Source organism: Pseudomonas sp. B21-028 (assembly GCF_024749045.1).
In the GTDB taxonomy this organism is placed as follows: domain Bacteria; phylum Pseudomonadota; class Gammaproteobacteria; order Pseudomonadales; family Pseudomonadaceae; genus Aquipseudomonas.
In genome coordinates, this window is record NZ_CP087184.1 from 5,743,233 (window position 1) to 5,767,548 (window position 24,316).

General features: G+C 63.3%; 28 protein-coding genes. 12 read left to right on the forward strand and 16 right to left on the reverse strand.

Going from position 1 to position 24,316, the window contains the following annotated elements; genetic code table 11:
* Positions 1-41 precede the first annotated feature (41 nt).
* Positions 42-1,751 (reverse strand): DUF2138 domain-containing protein, encoded by a 1,710-nt coding sequence (locus LOY35_RS24905; protein ID WP_258628385.1) that lies wholly within the window; start codon positions 1,749-1,751, stop codon positions 42-44.
* 33 nt (positions 1,752-1,784) lie between these two features.
* Positions 1,785-2,573 carry a YfaP family protein gene (locus LOY35_RS24910; RefSeq protein WP_258628391.1) on the reverse strand — a complete coding sequence of 263 codons (789 nt, stop codon included), beginning with the start codon at positions 2,571-2,573 and terminating at the stop codon, positions 1,785-1,787.
* Between the two features lie 236 nt (positions 2,574-2,809).
* On the opposite strand from LOY35_RS24910, the gene LOY35_RS24915 reads away from it, so the two are divergent.
* The 4 genes from LOY35_RS24915 (at position 2,810) to dxs (ending at position 7,227) form a co-directional block, all read left to right on the forward strand.
* Positions 2,810-3,946: a Fic family protein gene (locus LOY35_RS24915; protein ID WP_258628395.1), complete on the forward strand. Its 1,137-nt coding sequence runs from the start codon at positions 2,810-2,812 to the stop codon at positions 3,944-3,946.
* A gap of 142 nt (positions 3,947-4,088) precedes the next feature.
* Positions 4,089-4,331 carry an exodeoxyribonuclease VII small subunit gene (locus tag LOY35_RS24920; RefSeq protein ID WP_003185917.1) on the forward strand — a complete coding sequence of 81 codons (243 nt, stop codon included), beginning with the start codon at positions 4,089-4,091 and terminating at the stop codon, positions 4,329-4,331.
* Complete coding sequence (ispA, locus tag LOY35_RS24925) at positions 4,328-5,215, forward strand: (2E,6E)-farnesyl diphosphate synthase (RefSeq protein WP_258628399.1); 888 nt, start codon at positions 4,328-4,330, stop codon at positions 5,213-5,215. Before LOY35_RS24920 ends, ispA begins: the two co-directional genes overlap by 4 nt.
* 113 nt (positions 5,216-5,328) lie before the next feature.
* Positions 5,329-7,227, forward strand: a complete 1,899-nt coding sequence (dxs, locus tag LOY35_RS24930; protein ID WP_258628401.1) for a 1-deoxy-D-xylulose-5-phosphate synthase — start codon at positions 5,329-5,331, stop codon at positions 7,225-7,227.
* A 162-nt stretch (positions 7,228-7,389) separates the two neighbouring features.
* On the opposite strand, the gene LOY35_RS24935 is transcribed toward dxs, so the two are convergent.
* The 11 genes from LOY35_RS24935 to nrdR form a co-directional block, all read right to left on the reverse strand.
* Positions 7,390-7,809 carry an MFS transporter gene (locus LOY35_RS24935; protein ID WP_258628403.1) on the reverse strand — a complete coding sequence of 140 codons (420 nt, stop codon included), beginning with the start codon at positions 7,807-7,809 and terminating at the stop codon, positions 7,390-7,392.
* The gene (ribA, locus tag LOY35_RS24940; RefSeq protein WP_258628404.1) at positions 7,806-8,423 is read right to left on the reverse strand and encodes a GTP cyclohydrolase II; all 618 of its coding nucleotides are present in this window, start codon (positions 8,421-8,423) and stop codon (positions 7,806-7,808) included. Before ribA ends, LOY35_RS24935 begins: the two co-directional genes overlap by 4 nt.
* 109 nt (positions 8,424-8,532) lie before the next feature.
* Entirely contained in the window at positions 8,533-9,291 is a 759-nt protein-coding gene (locus LOY35_RS24945; protein ID WP_258628406.1) for an ABC transporter substrate-binding protein, read from the reverse strand.
* Positions 9,292-9,302: 11 nt separating this feature from the next.
* Positions 9,303-9,806 carry a phosphatidylglycerophosphatase A gene (locus LOY35_RS24950; protein ID WP_258628408.1) on the reverse strand — a complete coding sequence of 168 codons (504 nt, stop codon included), beginning with the start codon at positions 9,804-9,806 and terminating at the stop codon, positions 9,303-9,305.
* Positions 9,803-10,768: a thiamine-phosphate kinase gene (thiL, locus tag LOY35_RS24955; RefSeq protein WP_258628410.1), complete on the reverse strand. Its 966-nt coding sequence runs from the start codon at positions 10,766-10,768 to the stop codon at positions 9,803-9,805. The genes LOY35_RS24950 and thiL overlap by 4 nt, the downstream gene beginning before the upstream one ends.
* The gene (gene nusB, locus LOY35_RS24960) at positions 10,769-11,269 is read right to left on the reverse strand and encodes a transcription antitermination factor NusB (protein WP_024778364.1); all 501 of its coding nucleotides are present in this window, start codon (positions 11,267-11,269) and stop codon (positions 10,769-10,771) included.
* Positions 11,266-11,742, reverse strand: coding sequence for a 6,7-dimethyl-8-ribityllumazine synthase (gene ribE / locus LOY35_RS24965; RefSeq protein ID WP_003206025.1), 477 nt, complete (start codon positions 11,740-11,742; stop codon positions 11,266-11,268). The genes nusB and ribE overlap by 4 nt, the downstream gene beginning before the upstream one ends.
* A 223-nt stretch (positions 11,743-11,965) precedes the next feature.
* On the reverse strand, positions 11,966-13,057 hold the full coding sequence (gene ribBA / locus LOY35_RS24970) for a bifunctional 3,4-dihydroxy-2-butanone-4-phosphate synthase/GTP cyclohydrolase II (RefSeq protein ID WP_024778362.1): 1,092 nt from the start codon (positions 13,055-13,057) through the stop codon (positions 11,966-11,968).
* A gap of 16 nt (positions 13,058-13,073) precedes the next feature.
* Entirely contained in the window at positions 13,074-13,739 is a 666-nt protein-coding gene (locus LOY35_RS24975; protein ID WP_041022468.1) for a riboflavin synthase, read from the reverse strand.
* 46 nt (positions 13,740-13,785) lie between these two features.
* Complete coding sequence (ribD, locus tag LOY35_RS24980; protein WP_258628411.1) at positions 13,786-14,919, reverse strand: bifunctional diaminohydroxyphosphoribosylaminopyrimidine deaminase/5-amino-6-(5-phosphoribosylamino)uracil reductase RibD; 1,134 nt, start codon at positions 14,917-14,919, stop codon at positions 13,786-13,788.
* Positions 14,916-15,380, reverse strand: a complete 465-nt coding sequence (gene nrdR, locus LOY35_RS24985) for a transcriptional regulator NrdR (protein ID WP_013694316.1) — start codon at positions 15,378-15,380, stop codon at positions 14,916-14,918. Before nrdR ends, ribD begins: the two co-directional genes overlap by 4 nt.
* Positions 15,381-15,507: 127 nt before the next feature.
* On the opposite strand from nrdR, the gene LOY35_RS24990 reads away from it, so the two are divergent.
* The 3 genes from LOY35_RS24990 (at position 15,508) to trxA (ending at position 17,657) form a co-directional block, all read left to right on the forward strand.
* A complete protein-coding gene (locus LOY35_RS24990) occupies positions 15,508-15,972 on the forward strand; it encodes a hypothetical protein (RefSeq protein WP_258628412.1) in 465 nt (154 codons plus the stop codon).
* Positions 15,969-16,628 (forward strand): methyltransferase, encoded by a 660-nt coding sequence (locus LOY35_RS24995; protein WP_258628413.1) that lies wholly within the window; start codon positions 15,969-15,971, stop codon positions 16,626-16,628. Before LOY35_RS24990 ends, LOY35_RS24995 begins: the two co-directional genes overlap by 4 nt.
* A gap of 156 nt (positions 16,629-16,784) precedes the next feature.
* The gene (gene trxA, locus LOY35_RS25000) at positions 16,785-17,657 is read left to right on the forward strand and encodes a thioredoxin (protein ID WP_258628416.1); all 873 of its coding nucleotides are present in this window, start codon (positions 16,785-16,787) and stop codon (positions 17,655-17,657) included.
* On the opposite strand, the gene LOY35_RS25005 is transcribed toward trxA, so the two are convergent.
* Complete coding sequence (locus tag LOY35_RS25005) at positions 17,654-18,007, reverse strand: hypothetical protein (RefSeq protein WP_258628418.1); 354 nt, start codon at positions 18,005-18,007, stop codon at positions 17,654-17,656. The two genes, trxA and LOY35_RS25005, sit on opposite strands and share 4 nt — an antisense overlap.
* A 132-nt stretch (positions 18,008-18,139) precedes the next feature.
* On the opposite strand from LOY35_RS25005, the gene LOY35_RS25010 reads away from it, so the two are divergent.
* From LOY35_RS25010 to LOY35_RS25030, 5 genes are all read left to right on the forward strand, one after another.
* Positions 18,140-18,730: a DUF2796 domain-containing protein gene (locus LOY35_RS25010; RefSeq protein ID WP_258628422.1), complete on the forward strand. Its 591-nt coding sequence runs from the start codon at positions 18,140-18,142 to the stop codon at positions 18,728-18,730.
* Between the two features lie 160 nt (positions 18,731-18,890).
* Positions 18,891-19,601, forward strand: coding sequence for an ABC transporter ATP-binding protein (locus LOY35_RS25015; protein ID WP_258628425.1), 711 nt, complete (start codon positions 18,891-18,893; stop codon positions 19,599-19,601).
* 1 nt (position 19,602) lies between these two features.
* The gene (locus LOY35_RS25020) at positions 19,603-20,868 is read left to right on the forward strand and encodes an ABC transporter permease (protein WP_258628427.1); all 1,266 of its coding nucleotides are present in this window, start codon (positions 19,603-19,605) and stop codon (positions 20,866-20,868) included.
* A gap of 11 nt (positions 20,869-20,879) precedes the next feature.
* Positions 20,880-21,398: a DUF3299 domain-containing protein gene (locus LOY35_RS25025; RefSeq protein WP_258628429.1), complete on the forward strand. Its 519-nt coding sequence runs from the start codon at positions 20,880-20,882 to the stop codon at positions 21,396-21,398.
* Positions 21,399-21,613: 215 nt separating this feature from the next.
* Positions 21,614-22,312 (forward strand): OmpW family protein, encoded by a 699-nt coding sequence (locus LOY35_RS25030; protein WP_258628430.1) that lies wholly within the window; start codon positions 21,614-21,616, stop codon positions 22,310-22,312.
* Between the two features lie 136 nt (positions 22,313-22,448).
* Here LOY35_RS25030 and LOY35_RS25035 read toward each other — a convergent pair whose 3' ends face one another.
* Together LOY35_RS25035 and LOY35_RS25040 are read right to left on the reverse strand one after the other, a co-directional pair.
* A complete protein-coding gene (locus LOY35_RS25035; protein ID WP_258628432.1) occupies positions 22,449-23,378 on the reverse strand; it encodes an NAD-dependent epimerase/dehydratase family protein in 930 nt (309 codons plus the stop codon).
* On the reverse strand, positions 23,371-24,255 hold the full coding sequence (locus LOY35_RS25040; RefSeq protein WP_258628434.1) for an NAD(P)-dependent oxidoreductase: 885 nt from the start codon (positions 24,253-24,255) through the stop codon (positions 23,371-23,373). Before LOY35_RS25040 ends, LOY35_RS25035 begins: the two co-directional genes overlap by 8 nt.
* Positions 24,256-24,316 lie beyond the last annotated feature (61 nt).

Below are 24,316 nucleotides of genomic sequence, written 5' to 3' on the forward strand. Positions count from 1 at the left end.
CAGGAACAGTGCTATCAGCCCGAGATTGCGGATCAGTCCGATCACAGTGCTTTCCATTCCAGCGGCAACCACTGCCAGTGGCCGTCCGGCTCGCTGCCCGCCGGCAGGGTCAGTGCGTATTTGCCATAGCCACCGAGGGTTCGCAGTTTCGGAATCAGGTAGGTCTGCGCGGCGTTGTAGAACACCGGTTCCATGTCCTGGGGCAAGCTGTCCAGGGTTTCACGCTGCATCAGTTGCGCCATGGAGTCCGGGCCGAAGTAGAACGGCATCAGCAGGTCCTTGGGCACCACGTCGGCCATCGGCGGGAAGTGTTTGTCGAGAGTGCCGAGGGCCTTGTCCACCAGTTTGTCGTCGAGGGAGAACAGCAGGGTCGAACCGTGGCGTGCCAGGCTGACCCGCATGAACGCTTTGCCGGTAATGGCATCGGGCTGCAGCGAGTCCTTGGCCAGGTACGGGCCGAAGTTGGAGCTCACCTGGCGCTGCCAATGATGTATCGAGCCTTCCTGCTTCTCGACGACCGGGAACGCGTGCTCGGCCACGTTGTTTTCATAGGCGCCCACCATCGACCCGAACAGATTGCCCAGGTCGGCGTCGATCTTGCCGTCTTCTTCGTTCAGGCTGGCCACCAGCAACGGCGTGTACAAACGCGAGTCGGCATACCAGCACAGGCCCGCCGCGCCGGCCATATGGTCGACCATGGCCTGGGCGGCTTTTTCCTCGGCACCGAGTTTTACCAGCAGCGGCTTCTGTTGTTCTGCGGCCAATGGCAAGGCCACGCAGGCACTCGCGCCCATGGGCATGGCTTGCCAGATCGGCTTGAAGTCGAAATCCGGTTGGTTCTCCAGTTCGTCCATGGCCAGGAAGCTGTGCCAGCCCTTGTCGTCCATGTCGAAACGCAACCCGGCGAAGTTCGGGATGAAACGCTGGTAGCCCATGGCGAGCACGCTGGCGTTGACCGAGATGCGTTGCTTGACCTCAGGCGCCTTGGGCGGCAGGCCAAAGGCTTCGGTGAAGAGCTTGTCGCCATTGAGCAGCGCCGCCAGTGCGGTGGTGGAGACGGCGCCATGTTCGTCGAACGCCCCATTGGCCGGATCATAGAGTTTGCTCGGGTCGGACAGCACCACCAGCTTGTCGCCATGGGAGGCGAAGACCAGGGATTTACTGGCGTTGTAGCTGAGCTGGTAGAGCGCGACTTCATCGCCGCCGACCTTCAGGTCGCTGAGCTTGCTCAACTGCGTATCGTCCAGGGCGACCTTTGCCAGCGGCTCCAGCACCTTGGCCAGCCCGCCGCGGTCCATCACCAGCAGGAAATCCTTGAGCCGGCCATCCGCGCCGCGCCACAGCGCCACATCGGCCGGCTGGTCGAAAAGCTCTTCGATCAGGCTGTCCTGCAGCTTCAGGTCATGCTCGTAGATGATCCGGCGCAGGCTGCCGATCAGCCCCAGGCGGTCGGCATGGGCCTGGTAATAGAAGACGAAATCCTCGGTGAGCGTGGCCTTGAGAAACGGCACCGCCAATAGATCCTTGGGCAACTGGCTCAGGGAATGGGCTTCGAGCAGGCCGTCGGGACGACTCAGGCCGAGCTTCTCCAGCGCCAGCGCCGCAGGCGGCGCCTTGGGTTTGGTCATGAACCAGCCCAACCCGGCAGCCGCACCGGCCACCAGGCACAGCCCGATCAGCAACGCCGGCCAGCGGCGCGCAGGTTTAGCGACAGGTGTCGGCACGGTCGGGGAAGCAGTGTTGTCGCTCATATTCACAAGGGCCTGTTCATCCGTGGAGCGGAATTAGTAGTTGAAAGTCTTGACCAGCAAAAGATCGCCGATGGCGCGCAGGGGCACGACAAAGGTTTCGCGTTTCTCATTGACGGTGTTTTCGTTGAGCACCAGATTGATCTGCGAGGTGATCACCTCGTTCTGGTTGCTGGTTTCATCGAAGTTATAGCCGCCGTTGCCGTAGTTGCCCCAGTAGTTCACGTAGACCAGGTAGGTGCCGTGCATCGGCGCGGTCATGGTGAACATTTCGGGGCCGGGGCCATCGACACCGTCCGGGTCGAGGCCACCGCCATTGCTCAGCGCCGGCTGGCCGAAGAAGGCATGCTGGCCGTCAGGGGTGATGATGTGCAGGTCCAGCTCGGCCTTGGGATCGTCCCAGCCCAGCACCACACGGATCTGCGCCGGAGTCCGCAGGTTGTTGGCCTCGTAGAACTGCACACGCTTGAGGGACTTGCCTTCGGAACTGCGGACCTCGACGCTGTTGGAGCCGGCACCGAACGCATACGGCCGGGCGAAACGGCCTTCGTCGTCGGTATAGAGATTCAGTGGATTGCCATTGACTGCCAGGCTGTGGGGCGGACGGGCGGTGCCCATGGCCTTGAGCCGGCCCTCGATCATCGTGCGATTGCGCTGCACGCCACGGTCGATGGGCGGCGTGGGATAGGCCACCTGCGGGTTTTCAGTGCGATCGAGCAAGCCGCTGTAACGCCAGCCGCCCACGGGCTCCGACATCTCGGCCGCAGGCTCGGCCCACGCCAGCGGCGCGGCCATCAGCGCGATCAGCAATGAAAGAAAACGCATGTGTGCCTCCTGCCATGCACAACGCAACCTGGCGCCCATCCTCGGCGCATTGATTATCTTTTTTCAGGTTTCGTCAGGAGCCCGCCAGACGGGGGCTATAGATGGCGCGAAGGTTAGCGATTCGGCGCGTTATTCACAATCGGTGAACGCGTGATTCTGTGTGGGAAATCACGTATCGAGGAGAGCGTGAGCCGATTAGTGAACTTATTCGGCTCATCCCCAGTATGGACAGGCTCATGGAACCCTATTGGATCTGGCAACAGCCCGACTGGCCCAACTTTCACTGGCAGCCCGAAACATTGGCGGCTCTGCTACGCGAATGCGTGCAAACCCAAGGTCAACTGCTCGGCATGACCGGCGCTGTCACCGCGTCGCTCAACGCCCAGAACGAACTGGATGCGTTGTTGCAAAACATCGTGACCTCATCGGCCATTGAAGGGGAGCAATTGAATGTGGGCTCGGTGCGGTCGTCCCTGGCCCGACGCCTGGGTCTGGAGCGGGCCAGCGACACTCCGGTCAGCCCGCGCAGTGAGGGCCTGGCGAACCTTTTGCTGGATGCTACCCGACACTTCAGCCAGCCCCTGACCGTCGAGCGGCTGCTTGAATGGCACGAGTGGCTATTCCCTGAACAGGCGAGCGACCTGGCCCATCAGCACATCCGCGTAGGTTCGCTGCGGGGGGACGAGCCGATGCAAGTGGTGTCGGGCAGATTGGACCGTCCCACTGTTCATTTCGAGGCCCCGCCTCGCCAAGGTCTCGAACAGCAACTGCAGACCTTCCTCGACTGGTTTGAGGCCAGCCGTCATCAATCCGGACTTGATCCTTTGTTGCGGGCCGGTATCGCCCACTTCTGGTTTGTCACCCTGCATCCGTTTGACGATGGCAACGGGAGCCTGACCCGCACCCTCACCGATCTCGCACTGGCCCAGGGCGAAGCCCAGGCGATCCGTTTCTACGCCATGTCCGTGAGCATTCTTGATGATCACGCTGGCTACTACCGAGCCCTTGAAAGCGCTCAGAAAGCCACGCTGGATATCACCGATTGGCTTACCTGGTTTTTGCAGACCCTGTCGCGCAGCTTGCACAAAGCCATGGCGCAGATCGAAAGCATATTGGGCAAGGCCCGATTCTGGCAGGTTCACCGCGCCTCGGGACTCACCCCAGAACAGACCAAAGTGCTGAACCGGTTGCTCGATGGTGGTGAAAAAGGTTTTGAGCACGGTATCAGCGCAGCGCAGTACCAGGCCGTGGCCAATGTTTCCAAGGCAACCGCAACCCGACACCTGGCGGAGTTGCTGAAAAAAGGCTGTCTGGAGCGATTACCGGGAGGTGGACGCAGTACTCGGTACCGAATCAATTATCCAGCTGCGTGAGACTGTGTTTGCGGGAAGCGGATGTTGCTGCGACAAAGACACGCCACAGAGGAACACTCCCCCTCCAGCCCGCACTGATTTGCCCCAAAACCCCATGTCTGCTAGTGTCGCGCCGGTTTAACAGTCAACCGGAATAGCCGCCATGGCCCGCAAAAAAGCTGCATTGGACTTCGAACAATCCCTGGCCGACCTGCAAACGCTGGTCGAACGGCTGGAGAACGGCGAATTGTCGCTGGAAGACTCGCTGACCGCCTTCGAACAAGGTATCGGCCTGACTCGCGACTGCCAGGCGGCGCTGGCCCAGGCCGAGCAGAAGGTGCAGTTGCTGCTCGAACGCGATGGCGAGCTGACCGAAGAGCCTTTCGACGCGGAACAGCCTGAATGATCGGCGCTTATCAGGCCAGCAGCCAGGCCCGGGTCAATGCTGCGTTGGGCACTTTGTTTACCGCACCGAGCCCCGAACTGGCGCGGCTGTACGAAGCCATGCGCTATAGCGTGATGAACGGCGGCAAGCGTGTGCGGCCGCTGCTGGCCTATGCCGCATGCGAAGCCCTGGGCGGCGTGGCCGAACAGGCCAACGGCGCGGCGTGCGCAGTGGAACTGATCCACGCTTATTCCCTGGTGCACGACGACCTGCCGGCCATGGACGACGATGACCTGCGTCGCGGCCAGCCAACCACCCACAAACAATTCGACGAAGCCTGCGCGATCCTGGCCGGTGACGGTTTGCAGAGCCTGGCGTTCAGCGCCCTGCTCGACCCGGCCCTGAGCGATTGCCCGGCGCAGGTCCGCCTGGACATGGTCAGCGCCCTGGCACTGGCGGCAGGGCCCGCCGGCATGGTCGGCGGCCAGGCCATCGACCTGGGTTCGGTCGGCCTGAAGCTGGATCAGGGTGCGCTGGAATACATGCACCGGCACAAGACCGGCGCCCTGATCGAAGCCAGCGTCAAGCTTGGCGCCCTCGCCAGTGGCCGGGCCACGACTGAACAGTTGCACGCCTTGCAGAGCTACGCCCGGGCCGTCGGCCTGGCGTTCCAGGTGCAGGACGATATCCTCGACGTCGAGAGCGATACCCAGACCCTGGGCAAGCGCCAGGGTGCCGACATCGCCCGCGACAAGCCGACCTACCCGGCCCTGCTGGGTCTCGACGCCGCCAAGGCCTACGCCCTGGAGTTGCGCGACCAGGCCCTGGAAGCGTTGCGACCGTTTGACGCGGCGGCCGAACCGTTGCGCGAGCTGGCGCGCTATATCGTCGAACGACGCAGCTGATACGGGGTCAACCTTTCAGACTGCGTATCGGCCAAGTTCCGGCCAACGCGTGGGCAGCTTGCGATGCATAAGGTAAACTGCCGCCTCTTTCTATACCTATAACGATTCGCCTGATGCCCACGACGTTTCAAGAGATTCCCCGCAAACGCCCGACCACGCCCCTGCTGGACCGCGCCAACACGCCGGACGGCTTGCGTCGGCTGGGTGAAGCCGAGCTGGAAACCCTGGCCGATGAGCTGCGCCTGGAACTGCTCTATACGGTCGGCCAGACCGGTGGGCACTTCGGTGCCGGCCTGGGCGTCATCGAGCTGACCATCGCGCTGCATTACGTATTCGACACCCCGGACGACCGGCTGGTGTGGGACGTCGGCCATCAGGCCTACCCGCACAAGATCCTCACCGGCCGCCGCGAGCGCATGGGCACGCTGCGCCAGAAGGACGGCATCGCCGCTTTCCCACGGCGCTCCGAGAGCGAGTACGACACCTTTGGCGTCGGCCACTCCAGCACCTCCATCAGCGCTGCGCTGGGCATGGCCATTGCCGCCCGCCTGCAGAACAGTGACCGCAAGGCGATTGCCGTAATCGGCGACGGCGCCCTGACGGCGGGCATGGCTTTCGAGGCGCTGAACCACGCCCCGGAAGTCAACGCCAACATGCTGGTGATCCTCAACGACAACGACATGTCGATCTCGCGCAATGTCGGCGGCTTGTCCAACTACCTGGCGAAGATCCTGTCCAGCCGTACCTACGCCAGCATGCGCGAAGGCAGCAAAAAGGTCCTGTCGCGCCTGCCCGGCGCCTGGGAAATCGCCCGCCGCACAGAGGAATACGCCAAAGGCATGCTGGTACCCGGCACGCTGTTCGAAGAACTGGGCTGGAACTACATCGGCCCGATCGACGGTCATGACCTGCCGACGCTGATCGCCACGCTGCGCAACATGCGCGACCTGAAGGGCCCGCAGTTCCTGCATGTGGTGACCAAGAAAGGCAAGGGCTTCGCCCCGGCGGAAGTCGACCCCATCGGTTACCACGCCATCACCAAGCTCGAACCGCTGGATGCTCCGGCCTGCGCCCCGAAAAAGGCCGGTGGTCCCAAGTATTCCGCCGTGTTCGGCCAATGGCTGTGCGACATGGCCGCCACGGACCCGCGCCTGGTGGGCATTACCCCAGCCATGAAGGAAGGCTCGGACCTGGTGGCCTTCAGCGAACGCTATCCGCAACGCTATTTCGATGTGGCGATTGCCGAGCAGCACGCCGTGACCCTGGCCGCCGGCATGGCGTGCGAAGGGGCAAAACCAGTGGTGGCGATCTACTCGACCTTCCTGCAACGCGGTTACGACCAGTTGATACATGACGTTGCGGTGCAGAATCTCGATGTGCTGTTCGCCATCGACCGCGCCGGCCTGGTGGGCGAAGACGGCCCGACTCACGCCGGCAGCTTCGATCTTTCGTACTTGCGCTGCATCCCCGGCATGCTGGTGATGACTCCGAGCGATGAAAACGAACTGCGCAAGATGCTCACCACCGGCCACCTGTTCAATGGCCCGGCGGCGGTGCGCTATCCCCGTGGCAGCGGACCGAACGCAACCATCGAGGCCACCCTCGAGCCGATTGAAGTCGGCAAGGGTGTGATCCGCCGCCAGGGCAAGCAGACCGCCCTGCTGGTGTTCGGCGTGCAACTGGCCGAAGCCTTGAAAGTCGCTCAGACCCTGGACGCCACCGTCGTGGACATGCGCTTCGTCAAACCCCTGGATGAAGCCCTGGTCCGCGAAATGGCCGCCAGCCATGAGCTACTGGTGACCATCGAGGAAAACGCCATCATGGGCGGCGCCGGCGCGGCGGTCAGTGAGTTCCTGGCCCGGGAGAATATCCTCAAGCCGGTGCTGCACCTGGGTTTGCCGGACATCTATGTCGAACACGCCAAGCCGGCACAGATGCTGGCCGAGTGCGGGTTGGACGAGGCCGGGATCGAAGCATCGGTGCGCCAGCGACTGCAACTGCTGGGCCTGTAACCCATGCGATCCTGTGGGAGCGAGCTCGCTCGCGATAGCGGAGTGTCAGTCGACGACTGTTTGGACTGGTACACCGCCATCGCGAGCAGGCTCGCTCCCACAAGGAACACCATCATGCAATTGTGGGAGCGAGCCTGCTCGCGATAGGGACGCCGCGACCTATCAGCCGAGCTGACGCGGAAGGCGATACAGGTAGAACAATACCGCGGAGGACAAGGCCAGCAGCATCAGCGGCACCGCTTCCAGACCCACGAATACCGCCAGGGCACCGATCCAGGCCGGCAACCCGGCAGCCAGGAAAGCAGCACGTCGACAGGCCGCCAACGTGATCCAGGCCTGAGGCTCTTCGGGAGTGTCGAGGGCATTCTGGGTGGCGATCAAAGCGTGCTTGTATGCGCCGAAGAATCGCAGGCTGACGAACATCGAGGCCACGCCAGCGATGAACAACGGCATTGCCAGCACGGGCAGAATCGCTTCGCCCTGGCCGAAGACAAGATTGATCACGAACAGCGGCAGCAACGCCAACGCCAGGTATTTCCACCAACTGATGGACAGCCGTCGCCGGACCTGACCCCGCGTCACGCCCGGTCGGCCTCGCCCTGGTGCTCGTTGCCCATCATGTGGTCGAGCTTGCTGGCCTTGGTCGCCAGGTAGAGCTTGTTGTGGGGATTATGGCCGGTGTGCAACGGCACCCGCTCCGCCACAATGATGCCCATGTCGGTCAATGCCTTGACCTTGCGCGGATTGTTGGTCATCAACCGCAGGGACTTGACGCCCAGGTGTTCGAGCATGGGCAGGCAGATGCTGTAGTCACGCAGGTCGGCGGCAAACCCGAGGCGCTCGTTGGCTTCCACGGTATCGGCACCACCATCCTGCAATTCATAGGCACGGATCTTGTTCAACAGGCCTATACCACGCCCTTCCTGGCGCAAGTACAGCAACACGCCTCGACCTTCGCGGGCAATGGCCTGCAGCGCGGCTTCGAGTTGCGAACCACAGTCGCAGCGCTGGCTGAACAGGGCATCGCCCGTCAGGCATTCGGAATGCAAGCGGCCCAATACCGGAACACCGTCGGCAACATCACCCAGGCTCAGCACAACGTGCTCGCGGCCGGTGGCCTCATCCAGAAAACCATGCATGGTGAATTGCGCAAAGGGCGTTGGCAGCTTGGAAGCGGCAACAAAAACGACAGGCACCGGTGTGCTCCTGATCTAGTACTGGAGATTCGCAGAGGAGCGCATTGTAACAGCAGGTCCCGGCAGACGCTTAGGCTGAATTGTCGACTATTACTATCGACAAGATTGATTAAGGCTTCGGTGGCTTACCGTGCTCATCGAAAGGATAAGGTTGTTTCCAGCGCTCGAAGATCGGTTTCAATTGGCCACTTTTCACCAATACCTCCATGCGCCGATCGAACAGCGCACGCAGTGCCCGTCCGTTATCGGTGTTGGCGAAGCCCAGGTACAGCGGCAGGTTGATCAACGGCGAGAGCTTGTACTGCTGGGGATTGTCGGCCTTTGCGAGCACACCCTGGATCTCCATCAAGGCGTCGATGTAGAAATCGGCCCGATCATGCAGCAGCATCGGCAGGATACCGACCGCCCGGTGGATTTCATTGAAACGGCGGATGTTGGGCAGGTAGCTGTTGTATTCGTACCCGCGCATCCACACCAGCCGATAATTGCCGACCGTCTCCAGCGTGGGCGTCGGCTTGGAGGCCAGTCCCAACGCATAGATATGATCGACGTCGTAGTGCCAGCGAGGATAGAGCAGCCCTTCGGTCTCATCGCGATAGGCGCCGACCTGTGCGTCGACCTCACCACGCTGCACCAAGCCGATCGAGCGGGTGTACGGCACGCTGCGGATTTCCAGCTTCACGCCTTCAGGCTCAAACACCTCGCGCAGGATCTCCCAGGCCATGCCCCGGCCATCGGCCTCGGTGTAGTCCGCCCACTCCTCGCTGGCGGCGCGGATCTTGCCGGGCAACGGCGTCGGCTCCGCCGCCAGAGCGCCAAGGCTCGCGCCCAGGCACAACAACAGCAACAACGCTCGGCTTACGCCCATGCCTGGATCCCTCAGGTAAGACACCACACCAGTCCTTGCATTGCCAGCCAGGCAAACACCCCGGCCAGGATATCGTCGAGCATGATGCCGACGCCTCCGTGGACATGCCGGTCGATCCAGCGGATCGGCCATGGCTTGAGAATATCGAAGAAGCGAAACACCAGGAAACCCGCCAACAGCCAGTACCAGCCTTCCGGCACCAGCCACAGGGTAATCCACATCCCGACCATTTCATCCCAGACGATCCCTTCATGATCGTGCACGCGCAGGTCGTCCGCCACCTTGCCACACAACCAGAAGCCGAACAGCATGGTGATGCCGAGCATCAGCCAGTAGCCCCAGTCCGGTAACATCTGCCACAACGGTATGAAGGGTAGCGCAACCAGCGAACCCCATGTACCTGGCGCCTTGGGTAAAGTGCCCGAACCGAAGCCAAATGCCAGGAAATGCCAGGGATTGCGCCAGACCGAGGGGGGCACGAACTCGGCTGGAATCTGGTTGGGATGATCTGTCACGGTGTCTCCCGAAAATGTTGATAGCCCCGGATTTGCGGGGTGATGTCGCCTCCATCGGCGTCCACCAGCATGACGCCCTGCCCCGGCATGACGCTGCCGATCACGTGGATTGGCCAGCCTTCGGCCTGCAACGCCGATAATCGGACCGGTGGCAAGCTGAACAGCAGCACATAATCGTCGCCCCCGCTCAGCGCGGCCTGCTCCGCGCCCGTTTGGCCGAGCAAGGCCAGCAAAGCGTTGGACAGCGGTAGCCGGTCACGTTCAACCTGGATGGCCACGCCGGACGCCAATGCAATATGCCCGCAATCGGCCAGCAGTCCATCGGAAATATCCATGGCTGCACTGGCCCTGCCCCGTAGCGCCAGCCCCAGGTCGATCTGCGGATGCGGTGACCAATAATGCGCCAATAACGGCTCGGCGACGGCGGGCTCAGTGTGATGCTGGCCGAGCACGAGGGGCAACGCACCGCTGGCATTGCCCAGCTCACCACCGACACAGAGCAGGTCGCCGGGCTGCGCGCCGCTTCGGGTCAAGGCTTGGCCGGACGGCACGCGGCCGAACACGGTCATGGTCATGCTCAGTGGTCCACGAGTGGTGTCACCGCCCACCAGCGCGACCCCGCAGGCCTGGGCCATCTGGTTCAAACCACGGGCATAGGCCTGCAACCAATCGGCTGTCACCGTCGGCAAGGTCAGGGCAAGGGTAAAGGCCAGGGGCCTGGCGCCCATGGCGGCGAGGTCGCTGACCGCCACGGCCAGCGAGCGCTGGCCGAGCAGGAACGGATCGCAGGGGTCCGGAAAATGCACACCGGCCACAAGCGTGTCGGTGGACACCGCCAAGTGCTCCCCGGGAGGAACCGCCAGCAAGGCACAATCGTCGCCGATCCCCAGCGCAACGCCGTCGCCGCCCTGCGCACAAGGCGCGGCGGCGAAGTAGCTGCGGATCAGCTCAAACTCACCCATTCAGCGCTTGAACGCCTTCACTTCAGCTTCCCGCAGGCGCGGGGCAAGCTTGTCGAGCACACCGTTGACGAACTTGTGCCCGTCGGTGGAACCGAAGACTTTCGCCAGCTCGATCCCTTCGTTGATCACCACGCGGTACGGTACATCGACACGCTGCATCAGTTCCCAGGTGGACAGGCGCAACACCGCCAGTTCGACCGGGTCCAGCTCTTCGATGGTCAGGTCCAGGCAAGGTGCCAGGGCCTTGTCGATTTCGGTCTTGTGCGCCGGAACCCCGTGGAGGATCTCGCGGAAGTACGCGCCGTCGACATCGCTGAAATCGTTATCGACCCGGAACTGCGCTTCGATCTCGTTCAGCGACTGCTTGGCCATGTGCCATTGATACAACGCCTGGGTCGCAAGCTGGCGGGCTTCGCGACGCTTGACGCTTTTCGAAGGCTTGCCGGCATCGGCAGGCTTGGGATCGCGCGGGTTGAAACGATCGCTTTCGTCGCTAATCACTTGGCCTCCAACTGCGCCAGCAGACTGACCATTTCCAGGGCGGACAGGGCGGCTTCGGCGCCTTTGTTACCGGCCTTGGTGCCGGAACGTTCGATGGCTTGCTCGATGGAATCAACGGTCAGTACGCCGAAAGCGACCGGCACGCCGAATTCCATGGACACCTGGGCCAGACCCTTGGTGCATTCGCCAGCCACGTATTCGAAATGCGGAGTACCGCCACGAATGACCGCGCCCAAGGCGATGATCGCGGCATATTCGCCCTTTTGAGCGACTTTCTGCGCAACCAGCGGGATTTCGAAGGCGCCAGGGGCACGGATGATGGTGATGTCGCTTTCGCTCACGCCATGGCGAACCAGGGCATCGACCGCACCGCCAACCAGGCTCTCGACCACGAAGCTGTTGAAACGGCCCACTACCAGAGCGTAGCGGCCTTTGGGGGCAATGAAGGTACCTTCGATGGTCTTCAGGGTCATTCGTCAATTCTCTTAAAGAGCCGGAGCGCGCTCGATGCGCGCTCCTCGGTGATGTTTAGCCATGAATACAGGGCCTGCCGTTCAGTTCGGGAAACTGCCCCTTGTGGGAGCGAGCCTGCTCGCGATGGCGTCAGCACAGTGACATCAATGTCGCCTGGCGCACCGCTTTCGCGAGCAGGCTCGCTCCCACAGAGGGGAAGACCTCCCTAATTGAACGAGGTCATTATTCAGAGGGCACGTATTCTACAACTTCCAGATCGAAACCGGATATCGCATTAAATTTCATCGGCGCGCTCATCAGGCGCATTTTGCGTACGCCCAGGTCACGCAGGATCTGCGAACCGGCGCCGACCGTGCTGTAGGTGGTGGTCTTCTTCACCGGCAATTGCTCGCCGGTTTCGCGGATATGCGCCAGCAGCACGTCGCCATCGAGGGGGTGCCCGAGCAGCAGCACCACGCCGCTACCGGCCTCCGCCACTGCGGCCATCGCGGCCCGCAGGCTCCAGCGGCCAGGCTGCTTGACCATCAGCAGGTCCCGCAATGGGTCCATGTTATGCACGCGGACCAGGGTCGGCTCTTCGGCGCAGACGGTGCCCAGGGTCAGGGCCATGTGCACGTCGCCTTCCACCGAATCGCGGTAGGTCACCAGGTTGAAATGGCCCAGTTCGCTGTCCAGCGGCTGCTCGGCAATCCGCTGAACGGTACGTTCGTGGATCATCCGGTAATGGATGAGGTCGGCGATGGTGCCGATCTTGATGTCGTGTTCGGCGGCGAAGGCTTCCAGTTCGGCGCGACGGGACATGGTGCCGTCGTCGTTCATCACTTCGCAGATCACGCCGCTGGGCTCGAAACCGGCCATGCGCGCCAGGTCGCACGCCGCTTCGGTGTGGCCGGCGCGGGCCAGGGTGCCGCCAGCCTGGGCCATCAGCGGGAAGATGTGGCCGGGGCTGACGATGTCTTCGGCCTTGGCGTCCTTCGCGGCGGCGGCTTGTACGGTACGTGCGCGGTCGGCGGCGGAGATGCCGGTAGTCACGCCCTCGGCGGCCTCGATGGACACGGTGAACTTGGTGCCAAAGCCGGAACCGTTGCGCGGGGCCATCAGCGGCAGCTTCAGCAGCTCGCAGCGCTCGCGGCTCATCGGCATGCAGATCAGGCCACGGGCGTGCTTGGCCATGAAGTTGATGTGCTCGGCCTTGCAGCATTCGGCGGCCATGATCAGGTCGCCTTCGTTCTCGCGGTCTTCGTCATCCATGAGGATGACCATCTTGCCTTGGCGGATGTCTTCAACCAGCTCTTCGATGCTATTGAGCGCCACGCGGCACCCCCTTGGGTCAGGATTTGAGGTAGCCGTTGGCGGCCAGAAAACTTTCGGTGATGTTGCTGCCGGATGCAGGCTCCGCGGCCTTGTCACCGAGCAGCAGGCGCTCCAGGTAACGGGCCAGCAGGTCGACTTCCAGGTTGACCCGGCGCCCGGGCCGGTACGAAGCCATGATGGTTTCGCTCAAGGTGTGCGGGATGATCGTCAGCAGGAATTCGGCGCCATCCACCGCGTTGACCGTCAGGCTGGTGCCGTCGACGGTGATCGAGCCCTTATGGGCGATGTACTTGGCGAGTTCCTTCGGCGCGCGGATGCGAAACTCCACGGCCCGGGCGTTATCGGTGCGGGAAACCACTTCGCCGACGCCATCGACATGGCCGCTGACCAGGTGTCCGCCCAACCGGGTAGTAGGCGTCAGGGCTTTTTCCAGGTTGACCGGGCTGCCGCTCTTGAGGTCGTTCATGGCGGTGCAGTCGAGGGTTTCGCGGCTGACGTCCGCCAGGAAACCATTGCCGGGCAGTTCGACGGCGGTCAGGCAGACACCGTTCACGGCGATGCTGTCGCCCAGTTTGACGTCGCTCAGATCGAGCTTGCCGGTTTCGACATAGACCCGCACGTCGCCGCCCTTGGGGGTGAGTGCACGGATGCTGCCGATGGATTCGATGATGCCGGTAAACATGGAGTCCTCCTCGAGAACAGGCCGCCGCTTGAGCGAAGGCCGGGAATTATACGCTGGCCGGCGGAACGGGAACGGCGATGACTCGCCAGTCATCGCCCACGGCGCGGATTTCGGTGATTTTCAGCGCCGGGGCGTCCTTCATGTACGCCAGGGGCCAATCCAGCAACGGTCGCGCCGAAGATCCCAGGAACTTGCCGGCGATAAAAATCTGGAACTCGTCCACCAAGCCTTGCCGGGCGAATGCTCCCGCCAGGCGCGGACCGGCTTCCACCAGCACCTCGTTGACGCCACGGGCCGCCAACTCCACCAGCAGGCGCCGCAGGTCGACCTGGCCGTCATCGCCTGCCACGATCATGCATTCGGGGCCGTTGGCGTACTGTTCTTCCACCGCCATGCACGTGGCGACCAGCGCCGGGCCGGCCTTGAAGAACGGTGCATCGAGCGGCACCCGCAGGCGACCGTCCACCAGCACCCGCAGCGGCGGGCGACTCAGGACCAATGCCGTCTGGTCGGCATCCAGGCCGAGTTCATCGGCGCGCACGGTCAGCCGGGCATTGTCCGCCAGCACCGTATCGGCGCCCGTCAGCACCACGCTGGCCTGGGCCCGCAGCCGTTGCACCGCCGAACGTGCCGCCGGGCCGGTGATCCACTGGCTTTCGCCACTTTCCATGGCGGTACGGCCATCAAGACTCATGGCCAGCTTGACCCGCACGAATGGCAAGCCGTGCTCCATGCGCTTGAGGAAACCCTGGTTGAGCAGACGGGCCTCGCCTTCCAGCACGCCGCTGTCGGTGGCGATACCGGCCTGGGCCAGCCGCTGCAAACCGCGACCGGCGACTTCCGGGTTCGGGTCCTGCATTGCCGCCACGACCCGGGCAACACCGGCGTTGACCAGCGCATCGGCACAAGGCGGCGTACGGCCGTGGTGGCTGCAGGGTTCGAGGGTCACGTAGGCCGTAGCGCCCCGGGCCAGCTCACCGGCGGCGCGCAAGGCATGGACTTCGGCATGGGGTTCACCGGCGCGGATGTGCCAGCCTTCGCCGACAATCTGCCCGTCACGCACGATGACGCAGCCCACCCGGGGATTGGGATGGGTGGTGTAGTGACCGCGCCGCGCCAGCTCCAGCGCACGGGCCATGTAATGAGCGTCGAGGACGGTCTGTTGCGCCGAGACAGTCATTCTTTCACCGGTTCGCGGGCCAGGCGGTCGATTTCCTCACGGAATTCGTTCAGGTCCTGGAAGCGCCGGTACACCGAGGCGAAACGGATGTAGGCGACTTCGTCGAGCTTCTGCAGCTCGGCCATCACCAGCTCGCCGACCACCAGGGATTTGACCTCGCGCTCGCCGGTCGCCCGCAGCTTGTGCTTGATGTGCACCAGCGCCGCCTCGAGGCGTTCGACGCTCACCGGGCGCTTTTCCAGCGCGCGCTGCATGCCGGCGCGCAGTTTTTCTTCGTCGAACGGCTGGCGGCTGCCGTCGGTTTTGATCAGGCGCGGCAACACCAGCTCAGCGGTCTCGAACGTGGTGAAACGTTCGCCGCAGGCCAGGCATTCGCGCCGACGGCGGACCTGTTCGCCCTCGGCGACCAGTCGCGAGTCGATGACTTTGGTGTCGTTGGCACCGCAGAAGGGACAGTGCATGGTGGCAGGCAACAAAAAAAGGGAGGGCCATGGTAGCGCATCCCACTGGCAAGACAAGCCATAGGGTTTACGGTATACAGACGGGCTTACCGTCAGATCCATGGAATTCACCTTGCTGGAGCCGCACATGCCGCTACGATCGCTCTTTTTGCTCAGTTTTTTCAGCCTGCTGATGGCGTGCAGCAGTGATGCTCCCAAGCCCGCCGCGCCTGCACCGGCGCCCGCGCCGAAACAGGCCCAGGAAAAAGCCCGGCAAGCCGCCGAGCTGGGGCCATTGCCCGCATACCAGCGGGAACTGAGCGGTACCCTCGAAGGCGTACCGACCGGGGCCGAAGTCGAACTGGCCCTGCTGGTGATCGACGACAAGGGGCGCCCGCAGCAATTGCTCGCCAGCTCCAGCCTGATCGGCACCAACCGCGCCCTGCCCTTCCGCCTGCGCTTCAACCCGGATGCCTTCCCGGTCGGCGCCCGCGTGGAGCTGCGCGGCCGTGCCAGCCAGTCGGGCCAACTGATTCTGCACCTGCCGGAACAGCGCATCGCGCAACCGACCACTCAGGCGTTGGGCGCCCTGCAGTTCGTCAAAGCGCCATGAATGCACCGCAGGACCTGCAACACGCGCTGGGCGAGTTGTTGGGGGACGCGCGCCTGGTGGACTGCCCGCTACCCGGCACCGACCTGAAGCTGTGGCTGATCGACGGCGATAACATGGACCGCGCCTTCAGCCCGGAAGAAACCCGCCGCATCCTCCACGAACCGCCCTACTGGAGCTTCTGCTGGGCCAGCGGCCTGGCGATGGCGCGTTACCTGGCCGAGCGGCCGCAGTGGGTCGAGGGCAAGCGGGTGCTGGATTTCGGCGCCGGTTCCGGCGTGGCGGGCATCGCGGCGGTCAAGGCCGGGGCGCTGGAAGTGGTGGCGTGCGACCTCGACCCACTGGCTATCGCGGCCTGCCGGGCCAATGCCCTGCTCAATGACGTGGAGCTGGCTTATTCGACGGACTTCTTCGCCGAGGCGGATCGCTTCGACCTGATCCTGGTCGCTGATGTGCTCTACGACCGGGCAAACCTGCCGTTGCTGGACCAGTTCCTCAGCCGTGGCCGCGAGGCCCTTGTGGCCGACTCCCGGGTACGGGATTTCCAGCACCCACTGTACCGGCGCATCGAACTGCTCGAAGCCATGACCCTGCCGGACCTGGCCGAGCCCGAGGAGTTTCGGCATGTGAGCCTGTATCACGCACGGCGTTCGCCCTGAAAAGCATCGCGAGCAGGCTCGCTCCCATAGGTGATCGGGTTTCTTCAGATTGAACGCGGTCAAACTGTGGGAGCGAGCCTGCTCGCGATGGCGACCTACCAGGCACCCCAAAACCCCGCGTATAGTTGCCCCATTCAAGCGTTCTACGAGATTCCCATGACCCAGGACACCTCCTACATCTTCGACGCCACCACCGCCGATTTCGACCAGTCGGTGATCGCCAACTCTTTTCACAAGCCGGTGCTGGTGGATTTCTGGGCCGAGTGGTGTGCGCCATGCAAGGCACTGATGCCGATGTTGCAGGGCATTGCCGAGAGCTATCAAGGCGAATTGCTGCTGGCCAAGGTCAACTGCGACATCGAGCAAGACATCGTCGCCCGCTTCGGCATCCGCAGCCTGCCGACGGTGGTACTGTTCAAGGACGGCCAGCCCGTCGACGGTTTCGCCGGGGCCCAGCCGGAATCGGCGGTGCGGGCGATGCTCGAACCCCATGTGCAGATGCCGCCTCCCGCCGCGGCCGATCCGTTCGAGCAAGCCCAGGCGCTGTTCGACGACGGGCGTTTCGCCGACGCCGAAGCCCTGCTCACCGTGCTGCTGGGCGAAGACAACACCAACGCCAAGGCGCTGATCCTGTTCGCCCGTTGCCTGACCGAGCGCGGCGAGCTGGGCGAAGCCCAGACCGTGCTGGACTCGGTAAAAAGCGACGAACACAAGGCCGCTCTGGCCGGGGCCAAGGCGCAGATCCAGTTCCTCGGTCTGGCCAAACATCTGCCAGACGCCGCCGACCTCAAGGCCCGCCTGGCAAAAGACCCGCAGGACGATGAAGCGGTGTATCAACTGGCGATCCAGCAACTCGCGCGCCAGCAGTATGAGCCGGCACTCGACGCATTGCTCAAGCTGTTCAGCCGCAACCGCGGTTACAGCGAAGGCCTGCCGCACAAGACCCTGCTGCAGGTGTTCGAACTGTTGGGCAACGATCACCCGCTGGTGACGACCTATCGTCGCAAGCTGTTTGCCGCGCTGTACTAAGCGTCAGCCCCAACCCAGCTATAGAGCGGCGTATCGCCGCCGCTCAAGACCTTGACCTCGGCGCTATGGCGCAAGCGTACCAACAGGCGCTTGCCCGCCGGCGCACTGCCCGTCAGGCCTTCCAGTTGCTCCAACAGGTCCGGGCCGCTCAACTGCCCGGCCTTGCGCAGCAATTCCCTGGCGATCTGCCACAGCGCATCGTCCTGATTCGCCGGTTTGGCCGCCGCCATCGCCGCGCCTTCGGGCTTGACCGCCTGCAACTGCGCGCCGAGCTGCGCCCAGTCGCCTTCGTCCATTTCGATCGACAAGTCCACCGGCCAATCGCCGACGGTTCCGCGGATGCGCAACATCACCGTCCTCCTGAAGATTTAATGTTCCCATGCTCCCATGGGCCTTGCGCGACGCCAAGCAGACGGTCAAACTCTGCGCAAATTCGTTATAAGATTACATAACAAAACATTCATCTTATCTGGAGACTCGTCATGCGTCGTCTGCTTCTCGCTTTGCCGTTCGCCCTGTTGCCATTGGCTGTCACTCACGCCGCAGTCGAGCACGACCATGACCACGATCATGAGCACGGCAGCCTGGGCGCCCATGAACACGGCGTCGGCCGACTGAACGCAGCGCTTGACGGCCAGACCCTGGAGCTGGAGCTGGAAAGCCCGGCCATGAACCTGGTGGGCTTTGAACACGAAGCCACCAGCGATGCCGACAAGGCCAAGGTCGCGGCTGCCCGTGGGCAACTTGAGAAGCCACTGGCGCTGTTCAACCTGCCGGCCGCGGCCCAATGCACCCTGGCCCAGCAGGAATTGGAAAGCCCATTGTTCGGCGATGAACCGGATCACGAAGACCACGACGAAGACGCCGACGGCGACGAGCACCACCACGAACACAGCGAAATCCACGCCCACTACCAGTTCACCTGCGCCACACCCGGTGCTTTGAAGCACCTCGACCTGGCGACGCTGTTCAAAACCTTCCCGGCCACCCAGAAAATTCAGGTACAACTGATCAGCCCGAGCGGCCAGCAAGGCGTGGAAGTGACGGCCAAGGCGCCATCGCTGAAGTTCTGAATACGCTGCAACCTCCTGTGGTGGAGGCCAGTGGGGCAAAGCTTGCTCGCGATAGCGGTCCGACCGTCGACATCGACGTTGAATGTGACAAGCCCATCGCGAGCAAGCTTTGCTCCCACAGGTACTCCACAGGGCTTCCATCATCCTGATATCAGCCACCATGACCCAAGCACTCATCGAACTGTCCGACCTGGTCTTCAGCTGGCCCGGACATCCACCACTGCTGGATATCCCGGCCTTTCGCCTCGAAGCCGGCGAGACCCTGTTCCTCAAGGGGCCCAGCGGCAGTGGCAAGACCACATTGCTGGGGCTGCTGGGCGGGGTGCAGACGCCGGATCGCGGCAGCGTCCACCTGCTCGGCCAGTCGCTCACCGAACTGGGCGCGGGCAGCCGCGACCGCTTTCGCGTGGACCACACCGGCTACATTTTCCAGCAATTCAACCTGCTGCCGTTTCTCTCGGTGCGCGAGAACGTCGAGCTGCCCTGTCACTTTTCCAAACTGCGGGCGCAGCGGGCCATCCAGCGTCACGGCAGTATCGACCAGGCTGCCGCCACGCTGTTGACCCACCTGGGGCTGACCGATGCGAACCTGCTGGAACGCCGCGCCGACTCGCTGTCCATCGGCCAGCAACAACGGGTCGCCGCCGCCCGGGCGTTGATCGGCCAGCCGGAACTGGTCATCGCTGACGAACCGACCTCGGCCCTGGACTACGACGCCCGGGAAAACTTCCTGCGGCTGCTGTTCGCCGAATGCCGCGAGGCCGGCTCAAGCCTGCTGTTCGTCAGCCATGACCAGAGCCTGGCGCCGCTGTTCGACCGCAACCTCTCGCTGGCCGATCTCAATCGTGCCGCCAAGCCACTCGAGGTCTGAGATGTATTTGTTCCGTCTAGCCATGGCCAGCCTGGCGAACCGCCGCTTCACTGCGATCCTCACCGCCTTCGCCATCGCCCTGTCGGTCTGCCTGCTGCTGGCGGTGGAGCGGGTGCGCACCGAGGCAAAAGCCAGTTTTGCCAGCACCATCAGCGGCACCGACCTGATCGTCGGTGCCCGTTCCGGCTCGGTGAACCTGTTGTTGTACTCGGTGTTTCGCATCGGCAACGCCACCAATAACATCCGCTGGGACAGCTTCGAACATTTCGCCAACAACCCGAAAGTGAAATGGGCGATCCCCATGTCCCTCGGTGATTCCCACCGTGGCTACCGGGTAATGGGCACCACCGAGGCCTATTTCGAGCACTACCAGTATGGCCGCCAGCAACACCTGGAACTGGCCGATGGCCGGGCTTTTGCCACTGACCCGTTCGAAGTGGTGCTCGGCGCCGAAGTGGCCGAAGCGCTGCATTACAAGCTCGGCGACAAACTGGTGCTGGCCCACGGCGTGGCGACGATCAGCCTGGTCAAGCACGACGACAAGCCATTCACTGTGGTCGGCATTCTCAAGCGTACCGGCACTCCGGTGGACCGCACGCTGCACATCAGCCTCGGCGGCATGGAAGCGATTCACATCGATTGGAAGAACGGCGTGCCGGCCCAGGGCAGCGGTCGTATCAGCGCCGACCAGGCCCGCAACATGGACCTGACGCCCCAAGCCATCACCGCGTTCATGCTCGGGCTCAACAGCAAGATCTCCACCTTTGCCTTGCAACGCGAGATCAATGAGTTCCGTGGCGAACCGTTGCTGGCGATCTTGCCAGGCGTGGCCCTGCAAGAGTTGTGGAGCCTGATGGGCACGGCGGAAAAAGCCTTGTTCGTGATTTCGCTGTTCGTGGTCCTGACCGGGTTGATCGGCATGCTCACGGCGATCCTCACCAGCCTCAACGAGCGCCGCCGGGAGATGGCGATCTTGCGCTCAGTGGGCGCGCGGCCATGGCACATCGCAAGCCTGCTGGTGCTGGAAGCCTTTGCCCTGGCATTGACCGGGGTGGCCGCCGGGCTGGCCTTGCTGTATATCGGCATCGGCGCCGCCCAGGGTTACGTACAGTCGGCCTATGGCTTGTATCTGCCATTGAGCTGGCCAAGCGAATATGAATGGACGCTCATGGCTGGCATCCTGGTCGCCGCCCTGTTGATGGGCAGCGTGCCGGCCTGGCGCGCCTATCGCCAATCGTTGGCCGACGGCTTGTCGATCCGCTTATGAGGACATTGAAGATGCCCCGCGCCCTGCTTGCGCTGTTGATGATGGTCGCCCTGCCGCTGTGGGCGGCCGAGCCGAGGGACCTGGCCTGGTCGGAAATGATCCCGCCGGACGCACCGCCGGAAGTACCGAACATGACCCCGCTGCATGACCTGTCGCAGATGGGCCAGGCACTGTCGGCCGAATCCGCCCCGGCCGCCAAGCAGGACCTGCCCGACGCGCCGGTGGTCAAGGCGCTCGACGGCCAGCAGATTCGCTTGCCGGGCTACATCGTGCCGCTGGAAGTCAGCGAGGAAGGCCGCACCACGGACTTTTTGCTGGTGCCGTATTTCGGCGCCTGCATCCATGTGCCGCCACCACCTTCGAATCAGATCGTGCATGTGAAAAGCGAAGTCGGGGTGAAGCTCGATGAGCTGTACCAGCCGTACTGGGTCGAAGGGCCGATGCAGGTCAAGCCGTCCACCAGCGAGCTGGCCGATGCCGGGTATCAGATGGAAGCTGAGAAGATTTATGTGTATGAGCTGCCGGAGTGAACCTGGCAGTCATGCACTGTCTGTGAAATAGCTATCGCGAGCAGGCTCGCTCCCACAGGGGATCTTTGGTGTTCTCACGACCAGTGTGGGAGCGAGCCTGCTCGCGATGAGGCCCTCAAAGTGGCTCATCATACTTTCATTGAGTTGAGTCAAAAGACCGGCCCAGACGGCTCCGTACCATGGGACATCCTTTTTAAATGTCCTCTGGAGCCCCCATGCACAAGTCCTTGCTCAGCGCTTCCCTCGTCGCCCTCACGCTCGCCGCCCCCCTCGCCCAGGCCCATACGGCCGGCGATATCATCGTTCGCGCCGGCGCCATCACCGTCAATCCGAAAGCCGACAGTTCCAGCGTCAAGGTCGACCGTGGCCCGTTGGCCGGCGCCGACCTGGGCGGCAAGGCGACCATGAGCAGCGACACGCAACTGGGCTTGAACTTCGCCTACATGATGACCGACCACCTGGGCATCGAGCTGCTGGCGGCCTCGCCCTTCGAGCACGACGTGAAGATCAAGGGCACCGCCCTGGGCGCGGCCAACGGCAAGCTCGGCACCCTCAAGCACCTGCCGCCGACCCTGAGCCTCGTCTATTACCCGCTCGACGCCAGATCGGCTTTCCAGCCGTATGTCGGCGCCGGCATCAACTACACCTGGATCTACGACGAACATGTCGGCAGCGACGCCAGCGCCAACGGCTTCAGCAATTTCCGGGCGAGCAACAGTTGGGGCATGGCGTGGCAAGTGGGCGCCGACTACATGCTGACCGACAACATCATGATCAACGGCCAGATCCGCTATATCGACATCGACACCACGGCGTATGTCGACAACAACGCGGTAGCTGGCGGCACCCGGGCCAAGGTGAATATCGATGTGGATCCGTGGATCTACATGGTGGGGTTGGGTTACAAGTTCTAACCGAACTCGAACATACGACGTCCCTGTGGGAGCGAGCCTGCTCGCGATGGCGGCACGACAGTCACTGAAGAGGTGAATGTCAGACCGCTATCGCGAGCAGGCTCGCTCCCACAGGTTTTTTGTGGCGACTGAAAACTCAGCGGCCCAACAACCGCGCCAAACCCACGCTCATCGGCGTCTGCCGCGGGAAGTTGAAGCGCTGCAACAGCCGATGGTTGTCGGCGCGGGAATGGCGGATATCCCCCGAACGCGCCGGGCCGTAGCTGACCGGAGGCAGGTCACCGACGACCGTGGCCAGGGCCTGGAGCATCTGCTTGAGGGTCGTGGCCTGGTTCCAGCCGACGTTTACCGCTCCGACTTCCACCTCAGGCTTCTCGATGGCCTGCACCAGCAAATCCACCAAATCTTCGACGTAGACGAAATCCCGGGTCTGCTCACCGTCGCCGAACACGGTAATCGGCAAGCCTTTCTGTGCCCGTTCGCTGAAGATGCTGATGACGCCGGAATACGGCGAGGACGGATCCTGGCGCGGGCCGTAGATATTGAAGAAGCGGAACACCACCGGCTCCAGCGCGTGCTGGCGGCGGTAGAAGTCGAAGTAGAACTCGCTGGCCAGTTTGTCCGAGGCGTAGGGCGTGAGCGGGGCCTTGGGGGTTTCTTCGTCGATGGACTGGCCTTCGCCGTTGTTGCCGTAGACCGCTGCGCTGGAGGCGAACAGCACCCGCTTCACGCCGGACTGGCGCATGGCTTCACAGACATTCAGGGTGCCGATGAAATTGCTTTGGTGAGTGCGCACCGGGTCATCCACCGAGGCTTGCACCGACGCCACAGCGGCCAGATGCGCCACGGCACTGCAGCCGACCATGGCCCGGGCCACCAGGGCGGCATCGGCGACGTCGCCTTCGATCAGTTCGATGGCGGGGTTGTCCAGCGGCAGGTTGCTGCGCTTGCCGGTGGACAGGTCATCGAGGATGCGCACCGAATGTCCCTTGGCGAGCAAGGCGTCGGTCAGGTGCGAACCAATGAAACCCGCACCGCCGGTGATTAAAACAGGGCCGTCAGCCATGGCGATAAAACCTATCCAGTAAGCTCGGGAGCGCGGCGCGCCAGGCGCGGGGCTTGATCCCGAAAGTGTGCAGAATTTTCTTGCAGGCCAGCACCGCATGCTGCGGCTCTTCCGCGGCATCCGGTCGCGCGGCGTGAGCCTGGGGCGTGGGTGCTTCGATTGCCAGCGGATGCAGGGCACGGGCTTCGGTGAGGATTGCCTGACCCAGCGCCAGCGGCGTGGTCGCCTCATGTCCGGCGTAATGATAGGTGCCCCACAGCGGCGCGGCGCAATCGAGTTGCTTGAGCACGGAGATGATCACCCGGGCCGCATCGTCTACCGGCGTCGGGTTACCGCGACGGTCGTCGGCCAGCAACAGCTCTTCTGGCAGTTCGGCCCGGGCGAGAAAACGCCCGAGGATACCGTCGGCGCTGTCGTCCAGCAGCCAGCCGAAGCGCAGCAGCACATGTTGCGGGCACGTGGCGCGCACGCTTTGCTCGATCCGCCACAAGGCCTGGCCGCGCAGGCCCAGGGGCACGGGCTCGTCCTTTTCGCTGTAGGCGGTGGCGCGGGAGCCGTCGAACACGCGATAGCTCGACGGTTGCAGCAAGATGATGTTGTGGTGCTGGCACAATTCGGCCAGGCGCTCGACCGCACGCTCCTGGCTGGCCAGGCGCTGCTCGCTGACGACCTCGGCCTGAAACCAGTCGAAGTAGTACGCCAGGTTGATCAAGGCGTCCGGACGGGTGTCGTCGAGCAACTGCGTCAGGCTCGCGGCATCCCAGCCATCTTCTGGGGGGCGGGGGGCGAGAAAACCGATGTCTTCTTCCGCACCGAGGCGAATCAGCGCCTGCCCAAGGGCATTTCCGCCGCCCAGTAACATAAGGCGCATTCGCATAAAGTCAGCAGGCCCAGTCTGTTGGCACAAGAATTTGGTCGACAACGCCCACGGGCGTCGC

Bases quoted from the DNA above. Each gene is read 5' to 3' on its own strand.
- LOY35_RS24905 (WP_258628385.1), bottom strand. From the start codon at position 1,751: ATGAGCGACAACACTGCTTCCCCGACCGTGCCGACACCTGTCGCTAAA.
- LOY35_RS24910 (WP_258628391.1), bottom strand. From the start codon at position 2,573: ATGCGTTTTCTTTCATTGCTGATCGCGCTGATGGCCGCGCCGCTGGCG.
- LOY35_RS24915 (WP_258628395.1), top strand. From the start codon at position 2,810: ATGGAACCCTATTGGATCTGGCAACAGCCCGACTGGCCCAACTTTCAC.
- LOY35_RS24920 (WP_003185917.1), top strand. From the start codon at position 4,089: ATGGCCCGCAAAAAAGCTGCATTGGACTTCGAACAATCCCTGGCCGAC.
- ispA (WP_258628399.1), top strand. From the start codon at position 4,328: ATGATCGGCGCTTATCAGGCCAGCAGCCAGGCCCGGGTCAATGCTGCG.
- dxs (WP_258628401.1), top strand. From the start codon at position 5,329: ATGCCCACGACGTTTCAAGAGATTCCCCGCAAACGCCCGACCACGCCC.
- LOY35_RS24945 (WP_258628406.1), bottom strand. From the start codon at position 9,291: ATGGGCGTAAGCCGAGCGTTGTTGCTGTTGTTGTGCCTGGGCGCGAGC.
- thiL (WP_258628410.1), bottom strand. From the start codon at position 10,768: ATGGGTGAGTTTGAGCTGATCCGCAGCTACTTCGCCGCCGCGCCTTGT.
- ribE (WP_003206025.1), bottom strand. From the start codon at position 11,742: ATGACCCTGAAGACCATCGAAGGTACCTTCATTGCCCCCAAAGGCCGC.
- LOY35_RS24975 (WP_041022468.1), bottom strand. From the start codon at position 13,739: ATGTTTACCGGCATCATCGAATCCATCGGCAGCATCCGTGCACTCACC.
- ribD (WP_258628411.1), bottom strand. From the start codon at position 14,919: ATGACTGTCTCGGCGCAACAGACCGTCCTCGACGCTCATTACATGGCC.
- nrdR (WP_013694316.1), bottom strand. From the start codon at position 15,380: ATGCACTGTCCCTTCTGCGGTGCCAACGACACCAAAGTCATCGACTCG.
- LOY35_RS24990 (WP_258628412.1), top strand. From the start codon at position 15,508: ATGCCGCTACGATCGCTCTTTTTGCTCAGTTTTTTCAGCCTGCTGATG.
- LOY35_RS24995 (WP_258628413.1), top strand. From the start codon at position 15,969: ATGAATGCACCGCAGGACCTGCAACACGCGCTGGGCGAGTTGTTGGGG.
- trxA (WP_258628416.1), top strand. From the start codon at position 16,785: ATGACCCAGGACACCTCCTACATCTTCGACGCCACCACCGCCGATTTC.
- LOY35_RS25005 (WP_258628418.1), bottom strand. From the start codon at position 18,007: ATGTTGCGCATCCGCGGAACCGTCGGCGATTGGCCGGTGGACTTGTCG.
- LOY35_RS25010 (WP_258628422.1), top strand. From the start codon at position 18,140: ATGCGTCGTCTGCTTCTCGCTTTGCCGTTCGCCCTGTTGCCATTGGCT.
- LOY35_RS25015 (WP_258628425.1), top strand. From the start codon at position 18,891: ATGACCCAAGCACTCATCGAACTGTCCGACCTGGTCTTCAGCTGGCCC.
- LOY35_RS25020 (WP_258628427.1), top strand. From the start codon at position 19,603: ATGTATTTGTTCCGTCTAGCCATGGCCAGCCTGGCGAACCGCCGCTTC.
- LOY35_RS25025 (WP_258628429.1), top strand. From the start codon at position 20,880: ATGCCCCGCGCCCTGCTTGCGCTGTTGATGATGGTCGCCCTGCCGCTG.
- LOY35_RS25030 (WP_258628430.1), top strand. From the start codon at position 21,614: ATGCACAAGTCCTTGCTCAGCGCTTCCCTCGTCGCCCTCACGCTCGCC.
- LOY35_RS25035 (WP_258628432.1), bottom strand. From the start codon at position 23,378: ATGGCTGACGGCCCTGTTTTAATCACCGGCGGTGCGGGTTTCATTGGT.
- LOY35_RS25040 (WP_258628434.1), bottom strand. From the start codon at position 24,255: ATGCGAATGCGCCTTATGTTACTGGGCGGCGGAAATGCCCTTGGGCAG.